We start from the raw sequence: 13,109 nt of genomic DNA on the forward strand, positions 1-13,109 counted from the left end.
AATCGGTTAAGCAACGGCATAAAACTAAGTGATCAGGGTTTTGTGGGTTTTTGAGGAGGCTCGTTCGATCAATTCTGCTTTCATAAGTATCTGCTCGGGTTCAGTTGGTTTATGGGTTAATTTCTTTACTAATAATTCAACCGCCGTTTGGCCCAATAGCCCAATAGGCTGCTTGATGTAGGTAATGGGGCAATGGTACAATTCAAATACCTCGGCTTGTCCGAAACTGACGATGGCAAGGTCGTCCGGCACCCTGACACCTAGTTTGTTTATGTATTTCAGTCCGCTTACGGCTAGGCTATAGGTGGCAAACAGCAGCGCGTCAACAGGTTGGTCAGTAGCCAGCATGGTATCGATGGCTGCTTTCACACCGGTGTCGATGGCGCTGATCTTTACCCGTTTCAACCAATGCTCATGTGCGTTTATTGGGTTATCCCGAAGTGCATCCTGATACCCTCTAATTCGTTCGTGCATGTGAAACATTTGCGAATCGTAGGCAATCATGCCAATGTGTTTGTACTGGTTTTTAACTAAATGAGTGGCTGCGTCATACGATGCTCTGTAATGGTCGGTCGAAACGAAATCAGTCGGTATCTCCGGAAAATATCGGTCCAGCAGCACAAAAGGAATATGCCTGTCGTTCAGGGAGCGAATCTGATCCTCCGAATTTTCAGAGGAGACAATGATAAATCCATCGACCTGTCGGTTAATCAGCACCTCCAGTAAATCCCGCGACTTGCTGGCATTTTCATCTGAGCTACCAATAATGACTGTATATCCGTTTCGTTTTGCTTCATCTTCAACCACCCGGGCAATATTGGCGAAGAACGGGTTCGATATATCGGCAATGACAAGGCCGATGGTATGCGTTTTACCGCTTCGTAGACTCTTGGCCAGATGGCTCGGCTGGTAATTTAGCTCGGCGGCTATCTGCCTGACCTTCGTTGCTATTTCCTGTCCAACCCGACTTTCTTTTTCTTTGCCATTCAACACATAAGACACTAAAGCGGTGGAGACACCGGCTTTTTGGGCTATATCTTTTATAGACACCTTGGTCTTATTCATGCTTCATTTATGGGATTAGGCTACTCGGTTGGTGGGATAAGTAGAGCCCGGCAACATAATCAAACAAATATAAAGTTAATCGATTAAGCAAAACAAGAACTATTATTATTTTTATTGAAATTTGTTTTATTATCAGATGACGCGTGTTCAGTAAGGAGCGGTATCTGCCCAGATTTTGCATTTTTATCCATCCTAAAGAAAACCAACTGGCTAGAAGATTAAGGCCGCAAGCCGTTACTTTGCGGGGAAAAATACCCTGCAAAGTAATCATGCTCGAACAGATTCAGGAAACCGCTCAGTTTATTCAATCGAAAACAACCCTTCGTCCAGCCATTGGTATTATTCTCGGAACCGGCCTTGGCGCACTCGCCAATGAACTGGACATCGACACGACGATTCCCTACGAGTCCATTCCGCATTTTCCGCTCTCCACGGTTGAGTTTCATTCAGGTAAATTATTGTTTGCAACCCTGGCCGGCAAACCAGTGGTGGTCATGCAGGGGCGGTTCCACTACTACGAGGGCTACACCATGCAGCAGGTGACGTTCCCGGTGCGGGTAATGCACGCGCTGGGCATACAAACGCTGCTCGTTTCCAATGCGGCTGGCGGCATGAACCCGGCTTTCCAAACCAGCGACCTGATGGTGATCGACGACCATATCAGTTTGCTTTTGCCACAAAATCCGCTGATTTGCCCAAACCCACCCATTTTTGGCGAGCGGTTCCCCGATATGAGTGAGCCGTACCGAAAATCATTGATCGACCTCGCTTTTTCGATTGCCGCCGAACTGGAAATTCCGCTCAAACGTGGCGTGTACGTAAGTGTAACGGGGCCGCAGTTAGAGACCCGCGCCGAATACCGAATGCTGCGGCAATGGGGTGCCGACGCGGTGGGTATGTCTACAGTGCCGGAAGTGATTGTGGCCAATCAACTCAGTATGGCCGTTTTCGGCGTGTCCGTCATTACGGATTTATGTTTCCCCGATACATTGGAAAAGGCAGAATTGGTTAAGATTCTGGCAGCCGCTGCACAGGCAGAGCCAAAACTAACGGCACTGATTCGGGAAATGGTTGGCCGCTTGTAAAATGAACTATACGGTTTGAAGGGTATGCATTGCTTTGGCAGACTTGTTCGACCGTTTACAAACACTACGTGCGAAACACAACGAAAATCCCTATATTCCTTATGGATAGCCATCTGTAGCCAATTGGTAGCCCAGGCCCGTTCATTTTCTTCTGAAGATACATACTGATATGAAAACTGTTTTTCTGATTTTACTCCTGCCTCTGTTTCTGACCGCCATTTTCGTTAGTAAGCCTTCCTCCGTCTCCGTTTCGGAGACTGGCACAAGTATCGCCATGTGTGGGATTGATGCCAGCGGGCGCATAAACCAGATGGAAAACGGGAAGTTTATGGTTCCTCTGCCGGGTTGGGGAAATCACACGTATCCGATCGCTACCAAATCGGATAGTGCTCAGTTTTACTTCAACCAGGGCCTGACAATGTATTACAGCTACCACATGAAAGAAGCGATGGCTTCGTTTAAAGAAGTAGCGCGTCAGGACCCGACCTGCCCGATGGCCTGGTGGGGACAGGCACTGGCAGGAGGTCCTTATTACAATGCGGCCCATACCTACACCGTTCCCGCCGAGATGCCCACTATTCTGGCCCGCATGAACGAGCTGGCATCGAATGCCAATACGAAAGAGAAACGGCTGATTCAGGTTATGAACACCCGATACGCCCCCGATGCAATTGGGGGAGATCGGAAAACGCTTAACCAGGCCTACGCATCGGCAACTAAAGAACTAATCGCCGAATTTGACGATCCGGAAATCAAAATGCTGTATGTAGACGCCATTATGCTGATCCATGCCTGGGATTTCTGGACACCCGATGGAAACCCCAAAGCCTGGACGCCCGAAGTAGTCGACTTAACCGCCGACGTATTGAAAAAATACCCGGATCATCCGGCTGCCTTGCATTATCAAATCCATTTGACCGAAGCCTCCCGACTGCCCGGTGTGGCCCTAACCAGTGCCGATAAACTCAAAATACTGCTGCCGGGCGTTGCGCACATGGTCCATATGGCGAGTCACGAATACCAGCGAAACGGCCTTTTTGAACAGGGCGTGCTGGTTAACGACAAAGCCGATGCCAATTTACGGGTCTATGATTCGCTGGCGGCTCATCTAAATTTGGTAAAGCATTCGCCCCATTATTTTGCCGTTCAAACCTATTGTGCACTGTCTGGCGGTATGTATGAAATTGGCTTAAAAGACGCCCTTCGTTGTCGTAAATCCGTCTCGCCGGTAGCCGCGAATACCTACGATCAATACCTGTACATGTTGCCCTCGCTGACGCTGGTAAGACTGGGTAAATGGAACGAGATATTGGCGGCACCGAAACCGCAGAACGACTGGGCCTATGCCATGTTGCTGGATCATTTCTCGCGAGGTATGGCGCTGGTGGGACTTGGAAAAACGGCAGAAGCCCAACAGGAACTAAAGCAGCTTCAGGAGCTATTAAATGACCCAATCCTTGAAAAGAGACGAATTCCTTTCAATGCGCCCCTGCCCGTAGCCCGCATGGCCGGACATATTCTGGACGCTTCGCTACAGTTTGCTCAAAAGGCGTATGATCCGGCTTTTTCGGCCCTTCATCAGGCTATTGCCCTTGAAGATCAACTGATCTATACCGAACCCAGCGACTGGCCCTTACCGGCCCGGCAATTTTTGGGTGCTTATCTGCTTCAATTGAAGAAAGCGAAGGAAGCGGAAGCGGTATACCGCGAAGATCTGGCCCATCATCCGGCTAATGGCTGGTCGTTGGTAGGGCTTCATAAGGCGCTTACCCTTCAGGGAAAACGGACTGAATTGGCGCGGATCGAGGCTGGATATAAAACCGCTTTTTCGAGGGCCGAGCGAATACCCGTATCGTCTGTTTATTGATTTGTGGCCCTGACTGCCCTACCGCTTGATTGGTAAAATTACGTGAATAATGACTGATATTGATAGCAGGTGTCTGATTTTCAAGTAGTAGTCTGGGTTGATTTTTGTCATCCCGACGGCAGGAGGGATCTTCGGTAAATTGGAGTAGTTCGTCCCATCCGAAGATCCCTCCTGCCGTCGGGATGACAAAAATTAGCCTCGTTACAGCGGTTTACAAGCCATTATTCACGTTAAAATTGTACGATAGCGGACCCAACTTGTCCGCTATCGTACATCCTGAAAAACGGCATCCTGAAATAAGTTATTGATTCCCAGTAAGATAATTCTATTGGCATACTTGTTGGCATTAAGTACGTGAACTTAAAAATCACGTAAAACAACAACATACTGCCATGAACAACTCACTTACTTCCGCTTTCGCCAAAACAGTTGCCGCTCTTTTTTTTAGTGCTACACCTTTGTTAGCCAATCCAACCAACCCAACAAAACCGGCTTCCTTCGACGCCAGTGTTTATATCACCAAGACGAACAAGATCAAACTGGCCGTCGACAAGACACCCGTCGAGTCAGTCAGTATCCGCTTGCGTGAAGTTGGCCAAAGCAATTATCTGTTTACGCAACAAGTAGGCAAACGACAAACCCAGGCACGTTTACAGTTGAACGTAGATGATCTGCCTGGTGGAACATACGAATTGGAAATCAGTTCGGCCAGTGGTGCCAGCATTGTTAAACAGGTGCAGCTTGGCACAGCAACTCCGGTGGCAGCCCCACAACGCTTGGTTGCCATCAACTAGCGGTAACAAACCCGTCCAAAGTCAACCCCTCAAGCAAATTAACCCCGAAGGGGTTGACTCTGGATATCCCCGGATGCAATCCGGGGCTCCGGGGGGGCGGGGTTTCCGGGGGCAAGTACCGAGCCGGTGGCTGGCCCAGGGTGTAGGTAGTTGTAGGTCAGCGACTGCCCCACGTCAGTTAAACTTCGGTTGTTGTTTCAGCGCAAAGTTGACCAGCAGGATCAACACCGGCACTTCGATAAGCGGCCCGATAACGGCGGCAAAGGCCACACCGGAGTTGATGCCGAATACCGAAATCGCTACAGCGATGCCCAACTCGAAGTTATTGCCCGCGGCCGTAAAGGCGAGCGATGTACTTTTCGGGTAGTCGGCCCCGGCGCGTTTTGCCAGATAGAAGGCAGCAAAAAACATAAGCCCAAAGTAGATAACCAGCGGCAGGGCAATCCGTAACACATCGCCCGGTAATTCCAGCACCAGACGACCCTTCAGGCTGAACATTACTACGATGGTAAAGAGCAGCGCCACCAAGGTAATCGGGCTAATGGTGGGTAAGAAACGGCTTTCGTACCAGTGCTGGCCTTTCCAGCGGGTCAGTAACCAGCGGGACAACATACCCGCAATGAACGGAATGCCCAGATAAATGAACACACTCTCGGCGATTTGCCCGATGCTGATGTCGACCGCCATGCCCGGTAAACCAAACAGGGGTGGTAAGATTGTGACAAAGACGTAGGCGTAGACAGAATAGAAAAGTACCTGAAAAACGCTGTTGAACGCAACCAGACCGGCCACATATTCTCGGTCGCCGAGGGCCAGATCGTTCCAGACAATCACCATGGCGATGCAACGCGCAATACCGATCATGATCAGGCCGGTCATGTATTCCGGCTTGTCGGGCAGGAGCAGAACGGCCAGTGCAAACATCAATACCGGGCCGATGAGCCAGTTCTGTACCAGCGAAAGAAGCAGGATTTTTCGGTTCCGGAATACCTGCGGCAACTGGTCATACCGGACTTTGGCCAGGGGCGGATACATCATCAGAACAAGGCCGATAGCCAGTGGAATATTGGTTGTTCCCTGTTGGTAGGCGTTCAGTGACTGCTCGATTTGCGGAAACAGATTCCCCAGCAGAATACCCAGTGCCATAGCCCCGAATATCCAGAGAGTCAGGTAGCGATCCAGAAACGAAAGCTGTCGTTTATTGGGTTTGGGTTTGCCCGTTAATGTTTCTGTATTCATGCGCCTGCCGACTCGGTCAGCCGTTCGTTAATAAATTGCTTGCTATACTGTTTTATCTGGTCCCGAACCACCCGAAACTGTGCCAGTCGCTCGCTTTCCGGGGCGTGGGAAGGGTCGGTAAAACTGTGGTGAATCATCTCCGCCGTCGATGGGAAATAGGGGCATTGCTCGCGGGCGTTGTCGCAAACAGTAATGACGTAGTCGATGGGACTATTCAGGTATTCATCGACGTGATTGGATGTGTGGTGCGAAATGTCGACACCATCTTCGGCCATTACCTGAGTTGCCAGCGGATTGACACCGTGGGGAGCCACCCCGGCGCTGTAGACGGTAGCGCGATCACCAGCGAAATACTGAAGGTAGCCATGAGCCATTTGCGACCGGGCCGAATTGCCCGTGCAGAGTACTAGAATCGTTTTCATCTTGTTTGGGGTTAATCAATGCCTACTTGTGTACTGCGTCGTTCGAGCAGTAAAATATCCCGCCAGATACCGGCGCGTTTGCCAATGCGTTCGTGGTAGCCAACTTCGCGGAAGCCGCAACGTTTATGCAAGGCTATGCTGGCTACGTTTTCGCGTAAAATGCTCGCCTGGAGCGTCCAGAGACTCTTTTCTTCGCTCTCGCCAATCAGTTGGTTCAGGAGCCGTTGCCCGACACCTTTGCCCCGGTGGGCGGTATCAATGTAAAGGCTCACTTCGGCTACGCCAGAGAATATGCACCGGCCCGATACGGCCGTGAGCAGGGCGTACCCAATCACGTCACCGTCTTCAACAGCGACTAACTGCGGGGAGACCATGTACGAAGTTGCCATGGTTTCGGGCGAGGGAGCCTGCGTTTCCATGGTGGCATTGCCCGTGTTGATGCCTTGCTGGTAAATAGCGGCCATGGCAGGCCAGTCGGTTGGTTGTACAGTTCGGATTTGCATGATGTAACGCGGGTGGGAACCCGCAATTTTTAACTGGAAATCGCGGGTTCCCACCCGCGTTACGCGTTTCGGCTCCTCAAAACCGACACCATAGGGACCACGCCCATTAACAGCAACCGCTGCCGGGTTCGCAACGGGTGGCCGCGCTTTTTGTCAGGTCGGCGAGTTGAACACGAGGTTTGACGGGTGCCGCTGGTTTCTCGGCGTAAGCGGTCAGGCTAACGATACCCGTGCCGGATTGACGGAAGGATGCTATTTCGTCGGTCGTCATGTAGTTGGCCAGTAGTTCATCGGGCAGGAAAATGGGCTTCTGCTTTTGGAGCGTCAGGTTGGTGAAACCAGCTTCCTGAATCAGGCCCAGGTAAACGTCCTGCTGAATAGCCCCCGAAACGCAACCCGCATACAGTTCGGCCGCCTTGAGTAAGTTGGCAGGCAAATCACCGTCGAGTACAATATCTGAAATGCTGAAATGTCCGCCGGTTTTGAGCACGCGCCAAATTTCGGAAATGACGTTTTTCTTGTTGGGTACCAGATTCAGCACGCAGTTCGACACGATAACATCGGCCGTGTTATCGGCTACGGGCATTTTCTCAATATCGCCGAACCGAAATTCAACATTGTTGTAGCCGAGTGTATCGGCATTTTTACGGGCGCGGCTAATCATGGCTTCCGTGAAATCAATACCAATGACCTTACCGGTTGGGCCCGCTTCATGACGAGCTACGAAACAATCGTTTCCAGCCCCCGAACCAAGATCAATAATCGTATCGCCGGGTTTGATTTGCGCAAACTGGGTTGGTAAACCACAGCCCAGGCCGAGATCGGCATCGGCTACATAACCGGCTAACTGGCTATAGTCATCAGCCATGATGGCCGGATTATCAGTAGGTGAGCAGCAACTCGTGGCCCCACAACAGGAGGCTTCGTTATACGCTTTCGATTGGCTGGCGATCTGCCCGTAAGCCTCCCGGACAACGGTTTTCAACTGATCATCGGTTTGCATAGTTGTATACGTTAATTGTAATATTACGATTGATTTAGGTAAGAGTTGGCTGTAGTGCCGACCGTCCCGGTCGGCACTACTCAGCAACAGCTTTTTTCAACGATAACCGAGTCAAATACCTTCCCGAACAACTGGCGGGCTTCTTGCCAGACAACTTCATCGATGCAGTAACAAACCCGGGGCGGGTCAATACTGCCCTGGATGATGCCTATGCGCTTCAATTCTTTCAGGTGCTGCGAAACAGTAGCCTGAGCCAGCGGTAACTCATCGACAATGTCGCCACATACACAGGCTTTCTTTTGGGCCAGTAGTTGCAGAATGGCAACCCGGGCCGGATGCGCAAAGGCTTTGGCCAGATCAGCAACGCGGTTCTGCTGGTCTGTAAAGACTTCGGTTTTTGTCAATCCCATGCGGCAAAGGTAAGTAGAATATTTGTAATCGTAATATTACGATGATTATTTTTTACGCTTTCCTAAGCTGTTTTCCACAAAAGGAAGGAAAGATTTAAAAATGATAATTAAGTGTTAATCCTTTCTGGCCGGATGCTGAAAAGAAAGGCTCCAGAGCTACCGCTTTCGATTTTTTTATACGTTTATGAAGTTCAGGAATGAGGATGCCCGAAGCGGCCCCAACCGCAAATCCGAGCATGACATCGGTCTTAAAATGTTTACCCGCTTCCATTCGGTTATAGGCAACCAGCGCCGGTGGGACACTTACCAATGTAAAAATGCCGACCCGTTTCCAGCCTTTGATACGGTGGTAATCCGTGAAAACCTTGGCCAGAAAAAACGTGGCTGTCGAACTGAACGACACATGACCGCTGTAGAAGGAGTTACTTTTGGCAACCCCGACTTTTGTTTCCAGCGGCACATCAGGGTTGTAGGTAAACGGTCTGGCCCGCCGAACGGAATAGGCCGAGGCAAAATAGATCGCGTTATCGACGGCATGCGTCACGACGTACAGAGTTAGCAGATCAAGCCAGTCCTTCCGGATTCGCTTGTCAGCCATCAACAGCAGTGGACTAAGGATGGATACATTCAGAAAAAGGTCTGACCTTTTTTGAGCCCGGTCATAGTTCGCTGGATTATTGAAGATAACCGACCGGTCGAAGGCATTGACAGAGTTCGGGTCAAGATGAACAACGTCGGCCTGATCGAAGGCAGCCACACGATCCAGTTGTTTGAAGCCCAGCGCCGATACGCCGATAAAGACCAGCGAGCCGCCCCCTTCGTAGGGTAAGTTTACGTTATAGATTTTTTGAGTTGTGGTATCAGTCTGGCCAAATACGTTCGTTAGACATACCAGCCAGAAGACGAGTATACTGAGCAATTTCATAAGCAGAATACATTGAGTAAGTGTTCTTCTGCAAAGATGATAGTCTGTTTCGTATTTCCCCTGCACCAGGTTACTGGCCAGCCTGATCGAGAACGCGTGCCCGACTCGTTTGCGGCAGACTCTTTAAAAATGTTTTTAACTGCCTGGGCTGTTTGAAGATCAGAACGGTACGGTTATCGTGGTGTTCGTTGATTCGCTTCAGTACCTGCGGTCGATTAATGTATTTGTAAGTTAAAATCCAGCCCAGAAAACGCCAGTCCACTTTTTCCGGGCAACCGGGGCTCATATCGGGGCGGCTTTTGCCCCGGTAGGTGATAAACCGTTTGATTACGCGCCGAAGGCAAAGCAAAACGGGAAAATCCAGAAAAATAATGGTGTCAGCAGCTTGAAAACGCAGACTCATGGTCGCGTTGTAATTTCCGTCGATGATCCAGCTGGACTGATTCGTCAGTTGGTTTAACACCACAACTTCTTCTGCTTTGGAAATCATTTTCCAGCCCGGTTTCCAGAACTGGGCATCAAGATGAATAACAGGCAAGTGAAGTACTTCGCCAAGCTGCCGGGCCAATGTGGATTTGCCTGCACCTCCACAACCGACAATAACGATCTTTCTCATTCCCTCAATCCTCCTTTACATACTGTTTTAGAATTCTTTATCAGAAACCGACATTTCGTCGGCGTATCCTTGTTGTACCCCTATATAAATGCGGCTGGGCATCGGTTATACTTGTTATTCATTTTGACTTCTGTAGATGGATTTCTGTGCTACTTAATCAGCCAGAATACAGCAGTGGAGGTTCAACGAGATAGCTGCTAAAATGGTAATATAAGCACCAGACGCCACACTCGCCTGTTTAACCCATCAATTTACCAGTATTGCAGGAAAAGCCTGTTAATTGACACAGTATTGATTCTTTAGACTTGTCTTTAGACTAGGAAAGTACAGGAAGGATGTAAATTTGTACTCTCTACATTTGTCGTAAGAAGTCGCCCCTGTTTGCCCGCTCTACGCAGGGAAATTGCCTAGTCTGAATAGCACATGAAAGTTGGCCTGTTTATTCCTTGTTATATTGATCAATTTTATCCCAACGTGGCTATTGCTACGCTGAAGTTGTTGGAAAAAGTAGGCTGCGAAGTAGCGTATCCACTCCAGCAAACCTGTTGCGGGCAGCCGATGGCCAACTCCGGGTTTGAGCATCTGACGGGAGGCTGTAACGAGAATTTCGTCCGTAATTTTGCTGACTTTGATTACATCGTTTCCCCATCGGGAAGTTGTACGCTGCACATAAAACACCACCTTCATTCGACCAACGAAGAGGCCGCAACCGGCATCCGCTCCCGGATTTACGAACTGACGGAGTTTCTGACGGATGTGCTGAACGTGACGGCATTAGACGCCACTTTTCCGTATAAAGTTGGGTTACACCAGAGTTGCCACGGCCAGCGTGGACTGCATTTGGCCCAGATGTCGGAACTAGTGGTTTCGCCACCTTTTTCGAAGCCGGTGCAGTTGCTCAATCTGGTCAATGGCATTGAGCTGATCCAGCTCGACCGGCGCGATGAATGCTGCGGATTTGGCGGTACGTTCTGCGTGACCGAAGAAGCCGTTTCAGTAAAAATGGGTAAAGATCGCGTGGCCGATCACCTGCGCCACGGCGTTAATTACATCACCGGTGTCGACGTGTCCTGCCTGATGCACATGGAAGGCATTTTGAAACGGGCAAACTCCGCCGTGAAAGTCAAACACATTGCTGAGATTTTAACGGCTACGTTATAGAAACAGCTCAATCAACAATACTCAATGAACAAGCAACTTATTTTAGACCACGCCGACGCAGCCGTTGAGTTCAATAAGAACGAAGCGAAAGTCGATTGGCACGACGAAACCCTCTGGTTCGTACGCACCAAACGCGACCGGGCCGTTGCTCAGATACCCGAGTGGGAGCAACTGCGGGAAGCAGCTTCGCAGATAAAAAACCATGTGCTGTCCAACATGCACGATCTGCTGATCCAGTTTGAAGAAAACGCCATCCGCAATGGCATCAAGATTCACTGGGCGGCCGATGGCGACGAACACAATGCCATCGTCCTCGACATCATAAAACAGGCGGGTGCTACCCGAATGGTCAAGTCGAAGTCGATGCTGACCGAAGAATGCCACCTGAACAAATACCTGATCGATAACGGTATTGAGGTGATTGACAGTGACTTGGGCGAACGAATCGTGCAGATGCGTAATGAACCACCGTCCCACATTGTGCTGCCCGCCATTCACCTGACCAAGGCCGAAGTAGGGGAGACCTTCCACGAGCACCTGGGCACCGACAAAGGTGCCACCGATCCGCAATACCTGACCGAAGCCGCCCGGCAACACCTGCGCGAAACCTTTCTGACGCGCAAAGTGGCTCTTACGGGTGTTAACTTCGCCATTGCCGAAACCGGCGGGTTTGTGGTCTGTACCAACGAAGGCAATGCCGATATGGGCGCCCACCTGGCCGATGTACACATTGCGGCAATGGGTTTCGAAAAGATCATTCCCCGCGCTGAACACTTAGGCGTTTTCCTGCGGCTGCTGGCCCGCTCCGCAACCGGACAGCCCATCACGACGTTCTCTAGCCATTTCCACCGGCCAAGGCCGGGGCAGGAGATGCACATCGTTATTGTCGATAATGGCCGCAGCCGCCAACTGGGGCGACCCGATTTCCGAAATTCACTCAAGTGCATCCGGTGTGCGGCCTGTTTAAATACGTGTCCCGTTTACCGACGGTCGGGTGGTTTCAGCTACCACAGTGCCGTTGCTGGCCCCATCGGGTCCATTCTGGCACCGAATCTGGATATGAAGAAGAACGCCGATCTGCCGTTTGCTTCAACACTTTGTGGCTCATGTTCCAACGTGTGTCCGGTTAAGATCGATATTCACGACCAGCTCTACAAGTGGCGGCAGGTGCTGATGCGGGAAGGGTATGGTCCGGGTAGTAAGACCGTTGCCATGAAGGCAATGGCAACGGTGCTGGAATCGCCCCGTTTGTACCGGATGGCGGGTAAAGTAGGGCGGGGGGTACTGCGATTCGCTCCGATTACCGTTGAGAACGGCCTTAATCCGTGGTATAACCAGCGCGAAATGCCTGAGCCTCCTGCCGAAAGTTTCCACGACTGGTACGTTAACCACAAAAAAGCATGACCACCCGCGACCAGATGCTGGCCAGTATCAAGGCGAATCAGCCTGCCATGCGGCCCATTCCCGCTCAGTTTACGTTTACGTCGGTTTACCCCGACCTGACGCAGCAGTTTATTGACATACTCACGTTTGTGGGTGGAGCTGCCCTTATCGTGCCGGACTTTGCCGCTATCCGGGCTTCGTTGCAGACGCAGTTTCCAAATATGACAAGCGTGGCGACAACATGCGATGAACTGGCCGACCTCGCCGATGTGACCATGAATGTCAGTGACCCGCACGAGTTGTCGGGGCTCAATCTAGCTATTATCGAAGGGCCGCTGGCCGTAGCTGAGAATGCGGCTATCTGGGTCGATGAGCGCCAGCTGCCCCAACGGGTAGCGCCCATGATTACGCAATATCTGGTGATTATCATCCGGCAGTCGACCATTGTGCCCAACATGCACGATGCCTACAAACTGTTGAAAGTCGATGAAACGGGCTTCGGTACGTTCATTTGCGGCCCGTCGAAAACCGCCGATATAGAGCAGAGCCTGGTGATTGGTGCCCACGGTGCCCGGTCGTTGATGGTGTATATACTTCCCTGATATACACCATCAACGACGGATTTACCCGTTGTCA

General features: G+C 50.7%; 14 protein-coding genes. 6 read left to right on the forward strand and 8 right to left on the reverse strand.

Translation table 11 applies throughout. The annotated features are described in order from the left end of the window. Positions 1–24: 24 nt before the first annotated feature. Positions 25–1,065 (reverse strand): LacI family DNA-binding transcriptional regulator, encoded by a 1,041-nt coding sequence (locus CRO74_RS19895; RefSeq protein ID WP_097128172.1) that lies wholly within the window; start codon positions 1,063–1,065, stop codon positions 25–27. 269 nt (positions 1,066–1,334) lie between these two features. Between CRO74_RS19895 and CRO74_RS19900 the strand changes: the two genes are divergently transcribed. The 3 genes from CRO74_RS19900 (at position 1,335) to CRO74_RS19910 (ending at position 4,811) form a co-directional block, all read left to right on the forward strand. Next, positions 1,335–2,150: a purine-nucleoside phosphorylase gene (locus tag CRO74_RS19900; protein WP_097128173.1), complete on the forward strand. Its 816-nt coding sequence runs from the start codon at positions 1,335–1,337 to the stop codon at positions 2,148–2,150. A 169-nt stretch (positions 2,151–2,319) separates the two neighbouring features. Continuing rightward, complete coding sequence (locus CRO74_RS19905) at positions 2,320–4,017, forward strand: tetratricopeptide repeat protein (RefSeq protein WP_097128174.1); 1,698 nt, start codon at positions 2,320–2,322, stop codon at positions 4,015–4,017. 392 nt (positions 4,018–4,409) lie between these two features. Then, entirely contained in the window at positions 4,410–4,811 is a 402-nt protein-coding gene (locus CRO74_RS19910; protein WP_097128176.1) for a hypothetical protein, read from the forward strand. Between the two features lie 174 nt (positions 4,812–4,985). Here the strand turns inward: CRO74_RS19910 and arsB are convergent, their stop codons facing one another. From arsB to CRO74_RS19945, 7 genes are all read right to left on the reverse strand, one after another. After that, a complete protein-coding gene (arsB, locus tag CRO74_RS19915) occupies positions 4,986–6,050 on the reverse strand; it encodes an ACR3 family arsenite efflux transporter (RefSeq protein WP_097128178.1) in 1,065 nt (354 codons plus the stop codon). After that, a complete protein-coding gene (locus tag CRO74_RS19920) occupies positions 6,047–6,472 on the reverse strand; it encodes an arsenate reductase ArsC (protein ID WP_097128179.1) in 426 nt (141 codons plus the stop codon). The genes arsB and CRO74_RS19920 overlap by 4 nt, the downstream gene beginning before the upstream one ends. 11 nt (positions 6,473–6,483) lie before the next feature. Next, complete coding sequence (locus tag CRO74_RS19925) at positions 6,484–6,975, reverse strand: GNAT family N-acetyltransferase (RefSeq protein WP_097128706.1); 492 nt, start codon at positions 6,973–6,975, stop codon at positions 6,484–6,486. Positions 6,976–7,081: 106 nt separating this feature from the next. After that, the gene (locus tag CRO74_RS19930) at positions 7,082–7,978 is read right to left on the reverse strand and encodes an arsenite methyltransferase (protein WP_097128181.1); all 897 of its coding nucleotides are present in this window, start codon (positions 7,976–7,978) and stop codon (positions 7,082–7,084) included. Positions 7,979–8,058: 80 nt separating this feature from the next. Next, the gene (locus tag CRO74_RS19935) at positions 8,059–8,388 is read right to left on the reverse strand and encodes an ArsR/SmtB family transcription factor (RefSeq protein WP_097128183.1); all 330 of its coding nucleotides are present in this window, start codon (positions 8,386–8,388) and stop codon (positions 8,059–8,061) included. Positions 8,389–8,482: 94 nt separating this feature from the next. After that, complete coding sequence (locus CRO74_RS19940; RefSeq protein ID WP_097128184.1) at positions 8,483–9,313, reverse strand: phosphatase PAP2 family protein; 831 nt, start codon at positions 9,311–9,313, stop codon at positions 8,483–8,485. Positions 9,314–9,383: 70 nt separating this feature from the next. Beyond that, positions 9,384–9,929, reverse strand: coding sequence for a DNA topology modulation protein (locus CRO74_RS19945; RefSeq protein WP_097128186.1), 546 nt, complete (start codon positions 9,927–9,929; stop codon positions 9,384–9,386). A gap of 423 nt (positions 9,930–10,352) precedes the next feature. Between CRO74_RS19945 and CRO74_RS19950 the strand changes: the two genes are divergently transcribed. The 3 genes from CRO74_RS19950 to CRO74_RS19960 are packed head-to-tail and all read left to right on the forward strand — an operon-like array spanning position 10,353 to position 13,075. Next, on the forward strand, positions 10,353–11,090 hold the full coding sequence (locus tag CRO74_RS19950) for a (Fe-S)-binding protein (protein ID WP_097128188.1): 738 nt from the start codon (positions 10,353–10,355) through the stop codon (positions 11,088–11,090). A 24-nt stretch (positions 11,091–11,114) separates the two neighbouring features. Further along, positions 11,115–12,494, forward strand: a complete 1,380-nt coding sequence (locus CRO74_RS19955; protein WP_097128190.1) for a lactate utilization protein B — start codon at positions 11,115–11,117, stop codon at positions 12,492–12,494. Further along, positions 12,491–13,075 (forward strand): LutC/YkgG family protein, encoded by a 585-nt coding sequence (locus tag CRO74_RS19960; RefSeq protein ID WP_097128191.1) that lies wholly within the window; start codon positions 12,491–12,493, stop codon positions 13,073–13,075. The genes CRO74_RS19955 and CRO74_RS19960 overlap by 4 nt, the downstream gene beginning before the upstream one ends. Positions 13,076–13,109 lie beyond the last annotated feature (34 nt).

The sequence above is a fragment of the Spirosoma fluviale genome (assembly GCF_900230225.1).
Lineage (GTDB): Bacteria > Bacteroidota > Bacteroidia > Cytophagales > Spirosomataceae > Spirosoma > Spirosoma fluviale.

Bases quoted from the DNA above. Each gene is read 5' to 3' on its own strand.
- CRO74_RS19945 (WP_097128186.1), bottom strand. From the start codon at position 9,929: ATGAGAAAGATCGTTATTGTCGGTTGTGGAGGTGCAGGCAAATCCACA.
- CRO74_RS19960 (WP_097128191.1), top strand. From the start codon at position 12,491: ATGACCACCCGCGACCAGATGCTGGCCAGTATCAAGGCGAATCAGCCT.
- CRO74_RS19930 (WP_097128181.1), bottom strand. From the start codon at position 7,978: ATGCAAACCGATGATCAGTTGAAAACCGTTGTCCGGGAGGCTTACGGG.
- CRO74_RS19920 (WP_097128179.1), bottom strand. From the start codon at position 6,472: ATGAAAACGATTCTAGTACTCTGCACGGGCAATTCGGCCCGGTCGCAA.
- CRO74_RS19950 (WP_097128188.1), top strand. From the start codon at position 10,353: ATGAAAGTTGGCCTGTTTATTCCTTGTTATATTGATCAATTTTATCCC.
- CRO74_RS19935 (WP_097128183.1), bottom strand. From the start codon at position 8,388: ATGGGATTGACAAAAACCGAAGTCTTTACAGACCAGCAGAACCGCGTT.
- CRO74_RS19940 (WP_097128184.1), bottom strand. From the start codon at position 9,313: ATGAAATTGCTCAGTATACTCGTCTTCTGGCTGGTATGTCTAACGAAC.
- CRO74_RS19905 (WP_097128174.1), top strand. From the start codon at position 2,320: ATGAAAACTGTTTTTCTGATTTTACTCCTGCCTCTGTTTCTGACCGCC.
- CRO74_RS19910 (WP_097128176.1), top strand. From the start codon at position 4,410: ATGAACAACTCACTTACTTCCGCTTTCGCCAAAACAGTTGCCGCTCTT.
- CRO74_RS19900 (WP_097128173.1), top strand. From the start codon at position 1,335: ATGCTCGAACAGATTCAGGAAACCGCTCAGTTTATTCAATCGAAAACA.
- arsB (WP_097128178.1), bottom strand. From the start codon at position 6,050: ATGAATACAGAAACATTAACGGGCAAACCCAAACCCAATAAACGACAG.
- CRO74_RS19955 (WP_097128190.1), top strand. From the start codon at position 11,115: ATGAACAAGCAACTTATTTTAGACCACGCCGACGCAGCCGTTGAGTTC.
- CRO74_RS19925 (WP_097128706.1), bottom strand. From the start codon at position 6,975: ATGCAAATCCGAACTGTACAACCAACCGACTGGCCTGCCATGGCCGCT.
- CRO74_RS19895 (WP_097128172.1), bottom strand. From the start codon at position 1,065: ATGAATAAGACCAAGGTGTCTATAAAAGATATAGCCCAAAAAGCCGGT.